We start from the raw sequence: 21,129 nt of genomic DNA on the forward strand, positions 1-21,129 counted from the left end.
AAAAATTTCATAATTAACAATATCTTTAGATTCTAATTTTGAAAATTCTGTCAAGGAATTTTGTTTTGTTTTTTGTGATTTATTGTGGAATAAAATTCTGTTTTGCAGTATTTTTTAATGATTATTTTCTTTTAAGGGTTGTTTTGTTTAGTTTTATGGTTTTTTTTAAAATAAGGGAAAGTTAGTTAATACTTGTGTTTTTGAGAGTCTCTGATTAATGAGGGGTTTTGATTTTGATTAATTTTTGTACTTTTGTCTTGTTAAATATGCTTTGTAAGAAGTGTATTTTTTAGAATTGTTTAGTAAAGATTTTTATAATGAAGAATTGTTTTTTTCATAGTATTTTTGTTTTATTTGTATTTTTATTTTCAAGTGAAGGTTTTGCTCAGTCTAACAATGGTAGAGTAGAATCTATTTCTTTGAAATTCAGCGATGCTTGTGTTTCTACTACTCACAACAATTTTAGTTTATCGTTTAAATGGGCACCTCCACTTCCTACAGCAAATAATCAATACATAATTGAGCTATCTGATGCTAATGGTGATTTTTCTAAGCCTACCATATTGAAAACAATTACAAATCAGAATACGCTTTTTGAGCTTTCTACAAATGTACAGCTGCCAACCACAGTTCACGGCAACGGATATAAAATCAGAGTAAGTAGTACTGCTCCTTCAAGTTCTTTTGAGAGTACTTCTTTCTCAGCGTATTATTTGAATGTTACTACCTCCTTGAAACTCAATAATGGGCAATCAAAGTTAGCTCTTTGTCCGGGACATTCTAAAGAAATATCCGTGGATAAGAAAACGGAAAAAGCTTATAAATGGTACAAAGATAATACTTTGATATCTGGGGTTACAGGTCCTTCATATACCGTTTCAGAAGCAGGAACTTATTACGTTACTGTAGATTATGGTAATTTTTGTTCCGGGTCATCAAACTCTCGCTCTAATAATGTTGAGGTAACGGTAGCTGGTAATATGGGAATGAGCATATCTTCAAATCCTTCAGATACAAATATTTGCAAAGGACAGAATGTGAAACTTACTGCAAGTACTAAAAACACTTCATATACTTACAAATGGTATCGTAATGATGTTGTGGTATCACAAGGGGAAGGGCTTGACACCTATACTATACCAACAACAGGAGATGTTGCAGGAAGATACTACTTGGGAGTTGCAGTTCCAGGACAAGATTGTGAAGAACGCACCAATGTTATTGAAATAAAACTTAAAGAAGATTTTAAAGTTTCAGCTACCGTAACAGATGGTGATTTGATGTTACCTGGAGCGACAAAGCAACTTAGAGCAGAGACCACAGCCGAGAATCCTTCCTACCAATGGCTGTTGAACGGTGCTGAGATAAATGGAGCAACTTCACGGGATTACACAGCTTCTGAGCCGGGAGAATATCAGGTTAAAGTAACACAAAACGGAACTTGTGCAGGTTCGGTATTGTCTGAAAAAGTTACTCTGAAAAGCCCAACAAGTTTTAAAGTGGAAATTAAGTACAAATCAGCTTCTTATCAGGCTTGTTTGTATGACAAAACATCATTAGCAATTGAAAAAATTGTAGCTGTAACGGATTCCGGTGAAGTAGTTATGGAGCCTTCTACATATAATGTATTCACATATCAGTGGTATAAAGGAGCAGAAATAGTAGATGGAGCTAACAGTAATGAAATCTTCTTGGATAACACTTCAAAAAACGGAACTTATTCTCTGCAAGTTTCTGCTTCAGGGTATAATTCAATTCCTCGTTCTAATGAATTGTCAATTCAACTTATTGACGCAAGTGCAGTTAAGTTAAATGAGGGGCGTAGAAGTATTGAATTTTGTACCGGCTCCGTGAAACTTACCGCTCAGCCTGCTGATGCTTCAGCTACCTATACTTGGTATAAGGACGGGGTTGAGGTACTACAGGAAGTTGGTAAATATGAATATGAAATTTCACAAACGGGAACTTATCACGTTTCTATGATGAAACAAGGTGAAGCTGGCTGTGCCGCAGTTTCTAACTCCATCGTAGCGATTAAAGATGATGTTACGGCAGGTTGGTCAAGAGATATGAGACCGAAAGAAATTTATGTTGATGGGAAATCCTATACATTGACTATTTCTCACACAATGACAAGTCCTACAATAAAATGGTTCCGAAATGGACAGGAAATATCCGGAGAAACGGGTCTTTCACTAAATATTACACAACCGGGTAGTTATTATGCTGAGTTAGTAAACGGCGGAACTACTTGTGCCAATGAGAAAAGAGTAACACCTACACAATATTATATAGAGGTAAAAAGTTTAAAACCAACAATAGGGTTTAAAACGCAAAATCAATCGGAAAACTGTGACGGTACGGCTACCCAAACTACGTTGGAATTACAGAAATTGGAAGGTGTTTTAGTAGGAGAAGAACCACTACCTTTCAATAGCACCGATTTTGACAGCTTTACTTACCAATGGTTGAAAGATGGTGTTCCAATTCAAGGACAAACCGATTACAGAAATTTATTGGTAATGAATGATGGGTCAATAGGGGAGTATTCATTACAAGCCACATACAAGTCTTCAATCACGGAGTCTAACAAACTGAGAGTTTCGTTTGCCTCTGTCCCTGACGTTACAATACAAACCGAAAGCCCTAATAATACACCTATAATATGTCCGGGAGGTAACACAACCTTATCTTCTTCCGTTTCTTCAGCAGCGTATTCCTATCAATGGTACAAAGAAGGTAGCAAAATTGAAGGTGCAATAGAAGCTAATTATAACGTTACTGAGGCAGGAAATTATTATATGGAAATATCAAACGGAGTATGTACCAAGAAATCCGCAACAATTTCTGTAAATTATTTCAAAGCAGAAAATATAAAGCTTATTCGTTTGGACAACAATATGGAAGTTCCTGATAAGTCTTCTTTTTCTGCAACAAAAGGACTTGAGGTAGGAGTTTTAGATAGTAGTAGTGATTATCAGTATTATTGGAGTACTCCTGATAAGCAAACCTTTGGTGAAAAAGTTGTAATTACAGAAGTTGGGGTTTATACTTTAACAACTACAATTGGAGGAACTTGCTCGCCGGTAGTAGTTTCGTTTGAAATAAAAGATTTGTACGAAATTAATGAAATACCGAATGTTGTAACACCAAATGGAGATGGATTTAATGATTTTTGGGAAATTCCAAATGAGTATCTAAATAAAAGTTATGTAAGGGTAAGGATATATTCTCAAGAAGGAAAAGTGGCTTTCGACGGAACAAATTATGATAATAGGTGGCCTAATATGAATGTATCCAAGGATATAGGTAAAAGGGCACTCCTTTATATGTACGTAATTGAAGTCAACGGGAAAGTTGAGAAACAAGGAGTTATTACCGTAATTAAATAATGAACACAAATAACTTATTACTTTATTTAGATAATAAAGGAGGAATTATGACAAAAAGAAGTACCATCATATTAATTATTTTTACTTTTTTTCTGCAATTTGCTGTGGCTCAAAAGGTATATCACTATTTGCCGTATGAAATGCCCGGGCATACAGCCGTGAAATTCAATTCTTTTTTAATGAATCCGGCATTTCCGATTTTTGGAGAGAAGGAATCTCATATTGCGTTGTATCACAGAAATCAGTGGATGAATTTCAGAAATAATTTTAAAACCTATATGGGAACTTACGGCAAAAAATGGTCTGACCAAGAGATGTTTCACGGTATGATTTTTCAGAAAAAGGCGGGAGTATTTACAAATTACGGTATTTTAGGGAATTACATACATCAAATTGAAATTTCTGATGAAAACTACCTTCGATTGGGAATCAATGCAATGTTCGGGATGACAGGAATTTCCAAAGGTGAAGTAATAATAAACAATCCCGGAGACCCAATTTTTGAGAATGTTTCAAACACCGGAATTTTTAATATTCAACCGGGATTCGATATTAATTTCGGGAAAATACATTTCGGGGTTGTAGCTGAAAATTTAGTGGATTACGCCATCTCAGCCGAAGAAATGGCTGTGCCGTTCAACGCAAAATCTTTTGTAGGGCATTTAATGTACCGCAATACAATGATGAGTGGTTCTGGTATATTAGAAGAAGCCACTTTTTCAATGATGGCAAGAGCCAGAAGAAGTTCCGAAAATTTCCAGTTGGGAGGTAACGTAATGTTGGATATGCCTTTGATTGGCTGGGTTTACGGAGGTTATGACCAAAAATATGGAGTATTCGGAGGATTGGGATTTAATGTAACCTCTCACTTTAGTGCAGGTTTTGGGTATGAGCAAGGGATAGGTTCTTACGTGAGCAATTTGGGGGGAACGTATGAAATCAGTTTGGTTTATCAATACGGAGGAAAAAGACACGAGAAAGCCAGAAAATTAGAAGAAGCCAGAAAAGCCAAAGAAGCTGAATTGGACAGAAAAAAAGTGATAGAGAGTGCTAAGCCGGAAACTCCAAAAGAAGCTGTTACTGAAAAACCAAAAGAAACAGAAAAGCCGGTAGTTGAAAAACCTAAAGACCCTGTGAAATCATTACAGGACAGAATCAATGTACAAGAACATAAAATTGCTGGAGGAAAAATTGTTGATGGTTACTATGTTATTGTTGGTGTATTTAGAAATCCGAAAGGGGCGTACCAACGCTTAAAAGAAGTTAGGTCAATGGGGCTTACGGCTAGTGCCTTCTTGCATCCTCAAAATAATATGACCTATGTGTATTTTAATCAGCCATATGACTCAAAAGAAGATGCAGGTTTGATAATGACTCAAATGTTAAAACGCAAAGAATTTTCGGATATCAGTATTTGGATATTAAGAGTCACCAAATAGTGGTGTTAATGATTAAATTTCTGATTTTTCAGGAATAAATAAGAAAATATTACCATACCAAAGTATTTAAAAATGGAAGTAGATACAAAAACTAAAAATAAATCAACGTTTATGAAAAAGGCGATTTTTATTTTGTACGTTGCACTATTAGCAGTGTTTAACATAGGAAAGCTATCGGCACAAAATTATAAATCCTTCAAAATCCGTTATCAGACAACGGTAAAAGGGGATATGTTGCTAATAGGGAACTCAATCCTGAATGTAAGTGATGAGAAATACGGGCACACTAATCCCGATTTACCTTACACAGGAAATCACGGATATAATTCTAGTATAAATTTGGATTATATTGATATTGATGGACGTGGAAATAATACCTTCAATTCAAGTTCTGCACGAATTCAAAACCCGAATCCTCGTACTTCGTGCTTGAAAATCAACAAAGCTTACTTGTATTGGTCAGCAGCATATACACAAGAAAGAATTAATAATCAGGGGCGTAATGGTGAACCAGGTCCAAGATTTGAACGAAGTAAGTTTGCACAAGTAAAATTTAAAACACCGAGTACTGCTGCTTATCGTGATTTAACCGGAGAGATGGTGTACGATGGAAACGATATTGTAAGTTCCAATAGTAGTACGGATGGTGTTTCTGCCCAACGTGCTTATGTTTATGTTGCTGATGTTACTTCCTTATTGGAAGCTGAAAGTACACGAAATAACGGAGCCTTTGGTGGAAACTATACGGTCGCCAATATAATGGCTCCCAAAGGGAAAGAAAATACTGGAGTTGGATATGCGGCAGGTTGGACACTTGTTGTGATTTATGAAGATCAAACTAAACCAAGTCGTCATATTACTCTGTTCGATGGATTTTCTGTTTTAAATAAAGGTAATAAAAATGTTGATATTCCCGTTCGGGGGTTCCAGACAATACCTTCGGGCGAAGTAAAAGCTAAACTTGCTTTTGCTTCTTTAGAAGGAGAATTGGGGATACAAGGAGATGCTTTGTCAATAAAAAGCCCTTCAAGATCTGCTGGAGTTTTGATAGATGTTAATGGTAGAGATAGCTCTCAACCTTATTATCAATTTGATGAGAGAGGACGACCTCGTATAGATAGATGGGGAAATTATATTGTTTACTATGGTAACTTTTTCAATAGTAAAATAACAGATATTGGAGGAGAAAATTTAAATCGTACTCCTGCCAGTAGAAACTTATTGGGATTTGATGCGGGTATTTTTGAAATTCCCAATCCGAGAAATTCCCTAATACAAAATGGCTCCACGTCTGCAATAATCGCACCTTCAACTACTCAGGATTCTTATTATCCTTTTATGTTTGCATTTAACGTTGAGGTTATTGCTCCTGTGATTAATTTGGAGAAAAAAGTTTTTAAAGTAAATTCAAACACAGATGTAACAGGAGGAAGCGTAGAGTTAGGAGATAAGTTGCGTTATGAAATACGTTTTCAAAATTCAGGAAATGATGATGCACGTAATTTGGTAATTAGCGATAAGTTACCGAAAAACTTGTTGTTTGAAAATATAGCATCAGTAAAATTGTCTTGGAACCGAAGACCGATGCGGGGCACCGATTATGAATATAATGCAACAACACACGAGATAAAATTCAAAATTCCGAATGATAAAGTAAAAAAAGGACAAAAAGATTGGCACAGAATAACCTTTGAAATGAAAGTTCCTGATCATTGTGATGATTTGCGTGATGCTTGCTCCAACGTCATAGCCAATATTGTCCACGCCAAGTATTTTGGTGTGCAAAATAAATCTGTTGATGGATTTACGGCAGAAAGTGTCATTTCACACAAGGATTGTGAGGGTAACTTAACAGGTCCTTCTACTTTCATTGCAAATTTAGGAAATTGTGTAAGTAAAACAAAAAGAACACTTTGTGAGAAAACGCTTGATTTGGTAGCAGGAGCTAATTTTGATTCTTATAGTTGGACTAAAGATGGAGTAGCCGTCCCCGGAGGGAATCAACAAACATTAACTGCTACATCATCAGGAACATACCGTGTCCTTAAGAAAAAGGAAGGTTGTGCAGATATGACAGAAGAAATCACGGTAGAGCTGCACGATAATGCCTTGAAAACAAATCCGATAAATCCGTTTGCTTCTGAGGTTTTCAAATGTGGAAATGACAATACGGATTATCCTCAAATATATCTTTGCGGAACCTCGGCTTCAAAACTTATAAATTTGAACGTCACCGAGGCATTAAGTTACAAATGGGAGAAAAGAAATGAAAACTGTACTGTGCCTGCTACGCATCCTAAAGAATGTCCCGTTCGTGACAATTATGGGTGTACGTGGTCACAGGTGCATACAGGAAGAGATTACAACGTCTCAGAACCAGGAGATTATCGCGTAGAAATTACTTATGATGGAGGTTGTGTTGCAATTTTCTATTTTAAAGTTACTAAAACATTGCTTACTCCAACGGTGGATGTGAGAGATATCATCTGCAATACGCAAGGAAAAATTACAGTAACACACCCTGCAAGTGGTTATGAATATGCTTTGCAAAGTAGCACGGGTAATATTGTACAAAATTACCAAAACAGTAATGTATTCAATGTTACTAATCCAGATTCATACACAGTTTTGATACGTCAGAAATTAGTATCAGGAGCTACATATCAACCCTGTGTGTTTGAGGCTCCTGCATCAATTGTACAGAAAGAATCTAGGCTTAGTGTTGATACAACTCCGATGGCGTGTGAGGGGGCTAAAGGAACACTTCGAGTTCAGGTATTAGATGCATATCCTCAGTATACATATACAATCAGAAAAGGCAATGCTTCTGGGGCTGTTGTGAAAACACTATCAGCAACAAACGATTCAGATGTTACATTTGAAGGTTTAGATGATGGAGAATATCACATTGAGGTAAAAACTCCTGATTGTAAACTTGAAGAAACTAAGCGAATTGGGAAAATACCTCCACTGCAAGCAAGAGTTACTATCAAAAGCCACTTGTTGTGTAACGGTAAAGGAATTGTTCGTGTAGATGCTTGGGATGGTACTCGTGGGAATAGTTATGCTTATAGTATTGACGGAGGAAATACCTATGTTTACAACTATACAGATACTTTCTATGAATTTGAAGTTTCTGAGGCTAAGTCTTATACTATCAAGGTAGTAGATGCTAACAATTGTGAAGTAGAAGTTACTTCTGAAGCTGTCAGAGCAGCCACACCTCCTACCTTTAATATAGTAGAGAAATTAACAGATTGTGGAGCGAAAGGAACCATCGAATTTACAAATGTTGTTAATCCGGACGGATATCAAATTAAATACAGTATCGATGGAGGGACCACAAGCCAATTAGGAACCAAATTTATAGGATTAACTCCGGAGGAGACATATACACCAACGGTTATCTATGGAAATGGTTCGGTTGAGTGTACCGTTTCAAAAACTGTAAAATTGCCTCCTGCAGCTACCGGAAGGGTAATTGCTTCAGCAGGAGTTTCAGAGTTGATTGGTTGTGGTGAAGGAAATAATGCCGATAAAGCTCGAGTGCGTATTACCAATGTACGAGGTGGACAAGAACCTTATCAGTACAGTTTTGATGGTGGAGCAACTTGGGGAACAGAACGTGAAAAGTGGTTGTTGCCGGGTACATATACCATTGTGGTACGTGATCAGGTAGATTGTGAATTCAGAACTCAGGTAGTGGTAGAGCCTCGTCCTGTGAATCCTGTATTTAACCACACCATAACTTACAATTGTGATGGTACAGGAAACGTGTCTATAACCAGCAATCAAAGTGCTTATACCTACACCTATGAGAAAGACGGGGTGGAAACAACCACATCAACTTTCCCGAATTTGCAACCAGGACAGCATACTATCAAAATTAAATATGCTGACCCAACCACGCCAATCCGTCACGAGTTGTTTATTGAAGATTTTGGTGTCGGTCAAGGCAAGTTTAAAACACAATATATCAATGCCAATTATTTCTTTGAACCTCAAACACGTGACCATACAGGAGCGTATGCCTCTGACCTTGCAGAAGTTAATGGGGTATGGTATATCAAAAATGGATTAGGTAATCCGCAAACAGATGCCAAATTCACAGAGTATCACAGTAACCTGAATATGAACGATGGGGAATACATCGTAACAGATAGGCTGACACCGAATAATGGTGCTTGGACAATACCGGTAGATCACACAGGGCATACTAACGGAAGAATGTTGTTTGTAAATGTTGGTGATGTTCTAGGTAAAGAAGGAGGAATTCTGTATCAACGTGAGATGATTGATGTGATGCCAAATCAGCCGATTCAGTTTTCAATAGCAGTTTTCAATCTAATCAATACGAGAGGCTCAAATCCTACGGCAGCTGACCCTAATTTGACAATTGAGCTTTATGATAGTGAGGCAGCCATTTTGGCAGGAACGCCTATTATTTCACAGCACATAGGGTCACCACCTAAAAGTACACTTCCAACCGATTGGAAAACATATCAATATTCGCTCAACCCTGGTAACAACACCAAGCTTTATGCCGTAATTCGTTCAGGAAGTTTGGTGACTAACGGAAATGACGTGGCTATTGATGACATCTACCTTTATCAATTGCCAAGGATTTGTTCTTTTGAAGAAACATTGACCGTAACTATTGAATCAGGTAAAGAGTTTGGGGTAATAGAAAATACTGAGAGAGTAACGGATATTCTTTGTAATGATGCGAATAATGGTACATATCAAATTGCTCTCAAAAATACAAACCCTGCAGGATATTGGGTATCCAAAGACGGAGGTGCTTTTGTAAAAGAAACTGCCAATCCGTTTGTTTGGAATAATATTTCCGGAGGAACTCACAATGTTATTTTCCGTTATGGAGAAAACACAACTCCTGAATGTGAGGTATCTCGTACTTTTGAGGTTAAAAATCCATCGCAGATAACCATTCAACCAATATCTGATTTGACGTTGGGCTGTAACCCTGCTTCGGTAGATTTAGTTATTACAGCTTCAGGCGGTGTGGGAGCTTTGCAATATGCCATTAAACAACCTGACGGAACTGTTCTTAATCAAAACACACCTAATTTTGTACTTACAAAAGTGGGAGAACACGAACTTACGGTAACAGATGCAAATAACTGTTCAACGGTAGCTAAGTTCAATGTGGTTCAGGCACCTGATCCTACCGTGTCAGTTGCTGCGACCTCAGAATACTGTGTAAACAAATCACCAAAAATTGATGTAACGGTAACAAACGGAACGCCTCCGTTTACGTATTCAATAAATGGAAATGTTCAGGCAACTACCAATGATGCTTCGTTCTCTTTCAGTAATTTACAGCCGGGAACGTACGATATTAAAGTAGTAGATAAGTATGGTTGTGAAGGAACATTGACGGAAATCATCAAGCCCGAACTTAGAATAGATAACGCCATAATTGAAAAAGACATCACTTGTGATGCCGCTCCTGCTGATAAAGGAAAAATAAAAGTTTCGGTTACGGGTGGATATGCTCCTTATAAATACAATATCAAAAAAGGAGCTGATATTATAGTTCAGGAAACGGCAGTTACTGGCACTGAAATAGTGTTTGAAACGACAGAAGCAGGAGTTTACGCAATTCAGGTTATAGATAGCAAGGGATGTGAAGTTCTTGTTTCAAAAGAACTGACAACCCCTCAAAAACCAAGCATAACACCTCAAAAAGTTGATGTGAAATGCCACGGAGAAAGTACCGGTTCTATCGTGATTACCACTACGGGCGGAACACCTCCTTACAGATATTTTGTGAATTCGGTAGACAGAGGAACACAAAACGAATATCATAATCTGAAAGCAGGAACTTACAAAATTATTGTTCGTGATGCTAAAAATTGTGAAGTTACGGAAGACGTTCAAATCGAACAACCTACTACCGCATTAACGATTACGCACACCATCAAAAAGTTGATAAGTTGTGACCCTGCAAGTGATATGGCAGAAGTAGAATATACTGTAACGGGTGGAACGCCTGCTTATAACGATAACCAAGGCGGAACAAATTATCAAAGTAATGTTCCTCGCACCATAAAATTAGGAGTAGGAACACATAACATCGTGGTAACCGATGCTAACGGATGTCAAGTACAAACTCAGGTAGTAGTACCACAAAGACCAACGCCACCAACGGTAAATGCTACTCCGGTAATTACATATAATTGTGACGGGACAGGAAACTTTACCATAACCGCCACGCCAAATACGTATGATTATACCTATACACTTAGAACGGAAACCAATAAAACGGGAGAATTTAATAATATCGCTGTAGGAACACACCAAGTTGGAATTCTATACAAAGAGAAAAACCCAACTCAAGGTGCTGAAGATTGTGGTTACACAGTAACTATAACAGTGACTGTAGAACCTAATAAAGAATTTAAAGCAAATCTTGCAAGTGTTACTAACGTAAGTTGTAATGGAAAGAATGATGCACAGGCAACTATAAATGTTGAAAACTTTGGTGCTGGCTATACGTATATTGTTGATGGAGGTACTCCACAAAATGGAAACTTAGCAACACTTACTATTTCGAATTTATCGGCAGGACAACATACCGTTACATTAACATACGCAACTTGTACTTTGCAAGTTCCTATAAATGTAACTCAGCCTGATGCACTTACACTTACAGGTGCAGTTACTGTTCCAGCGAAATGTAGCAACGACCAAAAAGCAACTGTTACATTGCAAGTAGAAGGTGGAACACCTCCTTATACATACATATATGGCACTTTAGAACAACCTACAAATGTCTTTACTCAAGTATCTGTAGGTCAGCAACAGGTATTTAAAGTAAAAGATAAAAACAATTGTGAGCAAGAAGTAAAAATTGATATAGAAGCTCCGAAAAACATTGAATTTACGGCTGTTCCAACGGCTTGTTATTCTGGAAATAACGATGCCGAAATTGTGGTAACAGTAACTAATGGTAACGGAGATTATCGCTTCAGTATCAACAACGGAGCTTGGCAAACGCCTTCGGCGACAACTCCGTTAACATATACCTTTACGGGCTTGCCTTCATCTACAGGAACGGGTCATATTATCCGTGTGGAAGATGCTTTCGGTTGTTCTAAAGATAAACCTATAGTTATTCATCCGCCATTGGTAGTAACAACGAAAGAAACATCGTTAAATTGTAAGAACGGAAAAGTAGAAGTTACAGCCACAGGAGGAAATGGAACATATGAGTATGGTTTTGTTCAAAAAGGTGGTACTCCTACTTATGGAACTACAAATACATATAACGTAACAGCAGCAGGAGATTACGATGTTTATGTAAAATCAGCAGAATGTACGTATTCCAAAACAGTAACTATTAAACAGGCACCGGCGGTAGGCTTTACAGCAACTGCAAAAGACCCGAATTGTCACGGCTACAAAGGAAGTATTGCACTTACAAATATTGTCGGAGATGCACCTTACACATTGAATTTATACAATGCGGCAAACCCTGCAGCTTCAATAGTATCTGTACCCGACTATATTAATAATTCGTACGAGTTTTCAGATTTGGCAGTGGGCGATTATATTGTTACAGTAACGGATAGATATGCTTGTATCCATACTAACACGTTAAAACTTACCGATAAACCTGAACTGACGGCAACCATAACGCTCACAACAACAGGTTGTGTGAAGTTGAATGACATTGTTGAGTTACAACTATCAGTAACACAAGCTCTAATTAATGCTTATACGACATTAGGATATAAAATTGAGTATAGCACTGACGGGACTAATTGGACACAAATTACCAACCCAGCTACCCAAATTACAGGTAAGAGAGTGGGCGAGACATTTACACCTTCATTACGTGTTGTGAACACAACGAATAATATCATTTGTTTACAAGTATTACCAAAATACACCGTTCCATTCCCATTGAGTGAGTTGGCTGTGGCAACAGACTTGTTAACAGGCTTCTCTGGAACGTGTACTTCGGGAGGATTCACAGTTAAAGTAACAGCCTCAGGAGGTGTCGGTACATATAATTTTACGATGGATGACCCCACAGGACCATCTCCAAATTGGCAACCATCTAACACAGCGAATTCTAATGAATATATATTTAGAGGGCTTATACCAGGAAGAACCTATACTTTCTATGTAAGGGATGTTGCTGGCTGTATAGAGAAAAACAGTAGGGACATTTATGAAAATTATATCCCACCAGTAAAAGTGGAAGGTAATGTGAAACCTATCTGTTTTGATGCCAATACAGGTTCTATTGATTTTGTCATCAGCAGAACGGCAACATCAACCACAAATGCACATCAATTTGATTGGAAAGTGTTTGATAAAGCAACAGGAAATGCAGTTTCAGGAGTAGGATTTTCAGGTACAGAAACGATGCCACTGGCCGGAAGTTCTGTTACTGTTTCGGTTAATAATTTACCAGTTGGTACATACTTTATGGAAATTATTGAGAGAAATCCTGATACCGATTGTAAATGGGCAAGCCGTGATGTGGAAATGTACAAACAAACAGAATTGCAAGGAACTCCGGAGAAAAAACGAGACGTTACCTGTGCTTTACCTGGACTTATAGAAATCAAAAATCCACACGGTGGTGGAGGTACTTATACCTTTGAGCTTTATAGTACGGCGTTTAATACGACGGGTAACATTATTCGTTCAAATAATACGGTTGTTGATGTGCCTGTTGCAAAAATCAACACAACAGCAAATTCTATTTCCGTGGAAGTGAGGATAGAGGATCAGCACGGCTGTAGAAAAGTGTTGGGAACAGTAACTTTAGGTATTGAAAAATCTGCTCCTGCAGTTACGGCAGAGCCTGACAGTTGTGAAGAACCGCTATCAATTACGGCAAAATATACTTCTGTGGCAGGTAGAAATTACGAATTTGCTATCCAAAAAGGAACAGGTGCTTGGAGTGCTTGGCAGAAAGATCCTAAGTTTACCAATCTTGAAGGAGGTCAGCAGTATAAAGTAAAACTTATTGATAGGGTTACGGGCTGTGAGTCTGAAAGTCCTGAGGTTACATTGCTTACTAAAATTAGAGGTGAAGTAAAACAAACTAAATTATTAGGTTGTGGACAAAACGCTGAAATTGAAATCAAAGTTAGTGAAGGTTCAGGGACTTATCAGTATGAAGTCACTGGTGCGGGTAATGTTTCACGACAAGATTTGCCGGCAACAACACATAACTATACGGTTTCCGTTGCAGGAACATATATTATCAAATTGTGGGATAAAGATGCAAAAGCAGCTACTTGTCCCCCACTTACCTTTACGGTAACGGTGGCTGATCCTGTGTATCCAGCCTTTACGGCAAGTACGGTTTCGGCAACTTGTAACGGTGTTTCTGACGGAAAAATTCTAATCAATGAAATCGCTACAGGAGCTCCAACGGTTACTTATACCATACTAAACGTGACACCTGCTCCGGTTTATAATTCTACCATAAAAGGATTTGAAAACTTAGCAGGAGGACGACCATATACTGTCCGGGCAGAATCTGTAAATGGTTGTCATACGGAAACTACAGTAACAGTAGGTCAACCTGCTGCCGTGAATGTTGCTGCCGACTTTGCAACTGTAAAACAATTTGCTTGTACTTCGGGCAACACCCCTATAAGTGCTGAGGTTACCCTTGACCCAACCAAAGTAACAGGCGGAACGCCTCCGTATAGCTTTACCATTACCTACAATGGACAAACTGTTAACGGAACCAAGTTGATTACCAATGATTACAGCGGTGGTACGGTAACTATTGAGATTCGTGATACAAATGGCTGTACAACAGCTACACCGATAACCAGAAAAATTGATAAGTTTGACGCATTAACGGGTATTTCCGTAGACATAACTCAGAATATTTCTTGTGAGATTAATGTTAATGAAAATATAAATGTAGTGGTAACTTCAGAAGAAAATAATCAGTTGAAGTTGGAGTATGCACAAAGTGCAACCACCCCTGATGCATCAACTGTTTGGCAACCCTCAAGAACATTTACAAATCTTTCTGTAGGAACATATACTTTCTGGGTAAGACATAAAGATACGGGTTGTATGCTTTCGGTAACCCATACTGTAAAAGAACCAAACACGTTTACGGTTCAATTACAGAGCATTACAAAAGCAAAATGTAAAGGTGATAACGGAAGTGCTGTATTTGATATTCAAGATGCTACATATACTGGTGATTACAAATGGGAGATAGTTGGCACACCTGCTGTATCAGGAAACAGAACGGGTTCAGGAACTATTACCGTGAACATCAGAGCAGGAAAGCATATCTTACGTGTTACGCAAATTGCAAATCCAAAATGTCATAATGATTATGAGTTCACCATTGACGAACCTAATGTAGCTTTAACAGCAACACATACAGTGCAACACATCACTTGTAAAGGCAATGATGGAGTTATTGAAGTAACAAATGTAGCAGGAGGTTGGGGTGATTACAAATACAGAATTACTCCTGATCCGAATGGTGTGGGTGAAACAACGAATCCTAAGTTTGAGAATTTGCCACCAAATACATATGTTGTAACCGTTACAGACAGGGAAGGTTGTCCGTTTGAGTTATCTAATATCGTATTGGCTAATCCTGCACCTATAACAGCCGTTTTAATAGTTGAAACACAAAATTGCGTTGCAGGTTCTGGAGTGATTAAGGCAACAGCTTCAGGAGGAGAGGGTACAAATTACACTTTCCAACTGATAAAAAATGGAGTGAATTTTGGAACTCCTGTTTCGGGAGATGCTACAAATTCGGCTACATTTAACAATTTGTCAGCAGGTGACTATACTGTAAGAGTTACAGATACTTGGGGTTGTGAAACACCAACCAGCACTTCAGTTAAGCTTTATGAGCCAATTACAAACGTAAGTGTTGGAATCGCTAAGGAAATTACTTGTACACAACCTACAGGAGCAACTGTAACAATAACGCATCAGGGAGGAGATTCAGGAAATATTACTTACGTGGTAACGCCACCATCAGGTACGCCGATACCACAAAATAATAATCCTGTATTTACAAACCTAAATGAAGTAGGAACTTACAATGTTACCATTACTGATAATGTAACGAATTGTCCGCAGGTAACTACTACATTTGACCTAACGGGAACAGTTGCAGTGGCGTTTACACATACACAAACCAATGTAAGCTGTAACGGAGGAAATGATGGTTCATTTGTAATAAACTTGGATAACACGCAAACACAGTTGAATTACAAAATTGTGGTAACAAGTGCAGTTGTAGGATTCACAACACAAGAACGAACAGTTACGAATGTACCAGCGACACATACTTTCAATAACTTGAGAGAGGGTACTTATCAGGTAGTAGTAACTTCGGCTCGTGGTTGTGAACACCAAGAAACAATTACCATTGTTGAACCAGATCAATTAACTGTAACGGCAAACGTAAGAACCGAGTTTGCTTGTGATGCTACATCAAATGTGCCTCAACAAGCAATTATAAAAGCTACTGTTACTGGAGGAACTGCACCATTCCGTTATAGTATTGATGGAAATAATTTTGATAATACTACAGGAGAGTTTAGTATTGCAGATACCGGAGCAGTACAAAATATTACCGTTACAGTAAAAGATGCCAATGGTTGTAGTACAACAGCAAACGTAGTTCTAAATCCGTTGCCAAAAATAACTAATGTAACTATTGACAGAAAAGCACTTACTTGTGCAAATCCTGAAGAAGTTAAAATCAAAATAACAGGAGCAGGAGCTACAGGATACCAAGTTGAAGCAAAAACAACGGTTGCCGGTGCGGTAATCACACCTGCAACAAGTCAAACGTTGCCGGCAGGTACATCTGAAATTACATTCGGCTTGTCAAAACCAGGGCAATATGAATTCAAGGTAATTGATGTACAAACAGGTTGTTACACTGTGGTAACTCACGTTGTGAATCCGTATGAACAAATGAAGGTTTCTGCAACAATTGGAAAAGAAATCTCTTGTTCTGGAAGTGCAGATGCAGAAATTAAGCTTGAAACTGTTAATTATGTAGGAAGCTTTACTTGGGAAGTGCTTGATGCGGCTACATCTGCAGCATTGTCCCCTGCTAAAACAGGTACTGCCAATGCAGCAGTATTTGGTACGCCAGTGGTAACTACTATTACAGGCTTGCCGGCAGGTGATTATGTGGTGAAAATTAAACAAAATGATACACCATTCTGTGAAATTATTTCGCCAATCGTACAGATAGCAAATCCGCAGGCATTTGTGGTAACGCCAACACTTACCAATCCGCTTACTTGTAAAGGCAATGATGCAGTATTGATTGCTGAAGCTCAAGGAGGCTGGGGTGATTATCAATATCGTTTGGATAAAAATGGAGCGGCTCACCCAGCTTACGGAACGTATTCTACTACATCAACATTTGTTAATTTAGATGCAGGTAATTACAAAGTTTGGGTAAAAGACAAAGGAGGTTGTGAGAAGTCAGCAGATATCAACATCGCAGCACCTACTCCGATAAATGTAACTGTAACTCCAAGTGTAACAAGATTGACTTGCTTCGAAGATAAATCAGCGAGCATTACAGCAACAGTTACACCAGCAGGTGCGGGAAGTGGAAATTACAGATATATTTTATTGACACGTCTTGCTTCCGGAATTATTGAATCAGGAGCTCAAGATAGCCCTACATTTACAGGTTTGGGAGCAGGAGAATATGCTGTAAGAGTAGTTGACGGTTGGAATTGTGATAAAGATTCTGATTTCATTACAATAGATGCACCGGCTCCGGTTCGTGTAGAGGCAATTATTTCTAAAAATATAACTTGTGAACAAAAAGCAGAAATTACATTAATCGCAACAGGAGGTTCAGGTACAGGTTATGTGTTTACTGTTTCATCATCAACAGGAAACATTACACCATCTGGCACATCAGGAGTTTACTTGGCTGATCCGGGAACTTATGTTTTCACAGCCGTAGATGGCAATGGTTGTAAATCAGGACTTTCAAACACTATTGAAATTCTTCCGATAGAAGCTTTGGGCTTGAATGTTGATAAGACATTGGCTTATGTGAAATGTAACGGAGATAGTTCGGCAACCATTAAAGCAGAAGCTTACGGAGGTTTAGGTAACTATCAGTATGAATTGTTAGATGCTGCAGGAGCATCGTTCGCACCACCGGTTACAAACACAGATGGAGTGTTCGGAGGCTTGGCTACAGGAACATATAACATAAAAGTAACAAGTTTAGATTGTAAGTATACGACACCAACTCCTATAGTTATCAATGAGGCTCCTGCTCTGGTATTCACAACCGTAACAAGTACTAACGAAACTTGTTTCAATGAGAAAGACGGAACTATCAACGTTGAGGCTACAGGTGGTACGGGAGCAATAACATATGCAATTTCACCACGTTTAGACCGAGTTGTAACGGCTGAGTACATCAGAAGTCAGAAGTATGAACCGGGAACATATGTTGTAATTGCCCAAGATGAAAATGGTTGTACACTTGAACACGAGTTTGTAATTGCTCCGGCAAGTAAGATAGAAGTAACTTTAGTTTCGGTAACACACGAAACGTGCTTAGGTAGCAATGACGCAACTGCAACCATATCCATTGCTGGAGGAACGCCTCCGTACTATACGGCATTTAATAGTAATTCCGATACGGCAAATTGGGTAGAAGGCAAGTTGTTCTATGATAATTTACCAGCGGGAGAAAATCACTCAATATTTGTGAAAGATGCCAACGGATGTAAAGCTTATGTTGTAATACCGAAAATTGAACCAGGAATTGATTTGCAATTAAAAGCAGAAGCAACACCACAATGTTCAAACGATAATGTGCTTAATAATCGCATAGTTGTTTCGGTGAATCCTACGTATGCTACACAAGTTACTTATGCTTTGGATGGCGGAACACCACAACGAAGCAATATCTTTGATAATGTTCCGGCGGGGGCACATACAATCACGGTTTCTCATCCAAATGGATGTAACGCAGAGGTTGGGGTAGAAATGCCTAACTATACACCATTATCAGTGGTAACAAGCACTACGGAAATAACTTGTAGTGGAGCAAACGATGCAACCATAACTCTGCAAGTTACCGGAGGTTCATCAAGCTATACTTATACGATTACACCTCAGGAAGGAAACTTTGATGTAGCAACTCAAAAATTCTCATCTTTACCGGCGGGAAGCTACACGGTGGTTGTAAGAGATAACGTTCTTGGATGTATTGTTACAGAAAGATTCAGATTTGTTAATCCGGATCCTCTGTTCTTAGAAGCAAGCACTGTTTCAGAAACTTGCTACGGAGATAACGATGGTCAAATCCGTTTTGAAATCAAAGGAGGAAAACCAACGTATAGTTACGTATTGACAAATCCGCAAGGACAACAAGTTGATGTAGCAAACGGAATAGCCGCAGGACAAATTATTACTAAAACAGGCTTGGCACCTGGTGATTATGTGCTGACTTACGTAGATTTAGGAGGAGTTTGTACAAAAACTGAAACCATAACCGTAGGAGCTGCACCAAATCTTAAACCTGTAAATCAACTTGAAGTTAAGTATGAGTGTACAACAAGCATACCTTCAAATTATCTCCAAGTTATTTTTGATAATGCAATTTTGAACCAAACCAACACATTCTATGCGTTAAATAGCACAAATATTGCAGATGCAAGACGATTTACAGAGTTTAACGGAAGTACTGCAATTATCCGAAACTTGCCGGCAGGAAGCGACCAGTTTATAACTATTTTCTATAATACTTGTAGCTACACAATTCCGCTAAGTGAATACTTTGATGTACAAGATTTTGATCCATTGACATTGCAAGACAAATCCGATCCAAGGAAATTGAATCAAATCAAAGTACAGGCAGGCGGAGGAAAAGCACCATACACGTATTATTTCAACGGAAAAATGAGTAGTAGCGATGAGTACTACATTTTATCAACTGACCCAGGACGTGTTGATGCTAACGGACGTATAATTAAGCAAGTTACTGTGATGGTAATTGATGACTTAGGTTGTTCACAAACCATTACTATCGAAAAAGAATTTGTTGATATTCACATACCAAATTATTTCACACCAAATAACGATGGAAATAATGACCGTTGGGCACCTGAAAACACAAAAAGTTATCCGAACATTGAAGTTATAATTTATGACAGATATGGTAGGTTGATAGCTACTTTACGTCAAGGTGAATCTTGGGACGGTAAATACAATACACGTGATTTACCTACGGGAGATTATTGGTACTTAGTGAAACTAAACGGAGATGGTGATGAACGTGAATTTATAGGAAACTTCACACTATTCAGATAGTTAGGATAATATTTATCAAAAGAAAAACTCAAGGCTTAGGATTTGATTCTGAGCCTTGAGTTTTTTGTTTAAAACGGTTCTTTCCAAAGTTTTTCTAAAATTTAATTCTTAAAAATTTAGAAGAATAATAATTTTGTTCTTTCAAAAAAAAATCATACTTTTGGAATCTATTTAAAAAATCAAAAAAGTTATGAATATACCATCGGAATTAAAGTACACGAAGGACCACGAATGGGTTCGTATTGAGGGTGATCTTGCGGTAGTAGGGATTACTGATTTCGCTCAAAAAGAGTTGGGTGATATTGTTTATGTTGAAGTTGAAACAGAAGGGGAAGTTCTTGACAGAGAGGAAGTTTTTGGAACTGTTGAGGCTGTAAAAACAGTTTCAGATTTGTTTTTACCTTTGAGCGGAGAAATCGTTTCATTTAACGATGCATTAGAGCAAGAGCCTGAGAAAGTGAATTCTGACCCGTACGGTGAAGGCTGGATGATTAAAGTCAAATTCAATGATGCTTCTGAGATAGATGCATTGCTTTCTGCCGAAGAATATATAGAGTTGATAGGTGCTTAAGAAGCGTAAATTTACAATTTTACTGGTAATATGGTTCATTATTGTGGTAACATTGAGCCTGATGCCGGGAGATAGCACCCCTGATTTGCCCCGTATTCCATATATAGATAAAATAGCACATTTTACTTTCTATTTTGTATTTACGGTTTTGTTTTTTTTAACATTAAAATATGAATGTAAGTGTGTTAAAAAATTGACTTATATTTATATTATTTCAGCTTTGTTTGCTTTTTTATTAGGAATTTGTATAGAATTGTTGCAAAAAACAATAACAACTACAAGAAGTGGAGAAATCTATGATGTTTTTTTCAACTCTTTTGGCACAATTGTTGCTTTATTGTTTGTGACAATCATTAATAAAAAAGCTTTTAATTAA

At 37.9% G+C, this 21,129-nt stretch carries 5 protein-coding genes; all 5 read left to right on the plus strand.

Annotated elements, in window-relative coordinates:
• Window positions 1-317: 317 nt before the first annotated feature.
• Window positions 318-3,392, plus strand: a complete 3,075-nt coding sequence (locus GN105_RS07610; protein WP_155284809.1) for a T9SS type B sorting domain-containing protein — start codon at window positions 318-320, stop codon at window positions 3,390-3,392.
• Entirely contained in the window at window positions 3,392-4,831 is a 1,440-nt protein-coding gene (locus tag GN105_RS07615; protein ID WP_155284810.1) for a PorP/SprF family type IX secretion system membrane protein, read from the plus strand. Before GN105_RS07610 ends, GN105_RS07615 begins: the two co-directional genes overlap by 1 nt.
• A 72-nt stretch (window positions 4,832-4,903) precedes the next feature.
• Window positions 4,904-20,182: a T9SS type B sorting domain-containing protein gene (locus tag GN105_RS07620; RefSeq protein WP_155284811.1), complete on the plus strand. Its 15,279-nt coding sequence runs from the start codon at window positions 4,904-4,906 to the stop codon at window positions 20,180-20,182.
• A gap of 190 nt (window positions 20,183-20,372) precedes the next feature.
• Window positions 20,373-20,753 (plus strand): glycine cleavage system protein GcvH, encoded by a 381-nt coding sequence (gene gcvH, locus GN105_RS07625; protein ID WP_155284812.1) that lies wholly within the window; start codon window positions 20,373-20,375, stop codon window positions 20,751-20,753.
• Window positions 20,754-20,814: 61 nt separating this feature from the next.
• A complete protein-coding gene (locus GN105_RS07630; protein WP_232748885.1) occupies window positions 20,815-21,129 on the plus strand; it encodes a VanZ family protein in 315 nt (104 codons plus the stop codon).

This window comes from Capnocytophaga felis (assembly GCF_009684755.1).
Lineage (GTDB): Bacteria > Bacteroidota > Bacteroidia > Flavobacteriales > Flavobacteriaceae > Capnocytophaga > Capnocytophaga felis.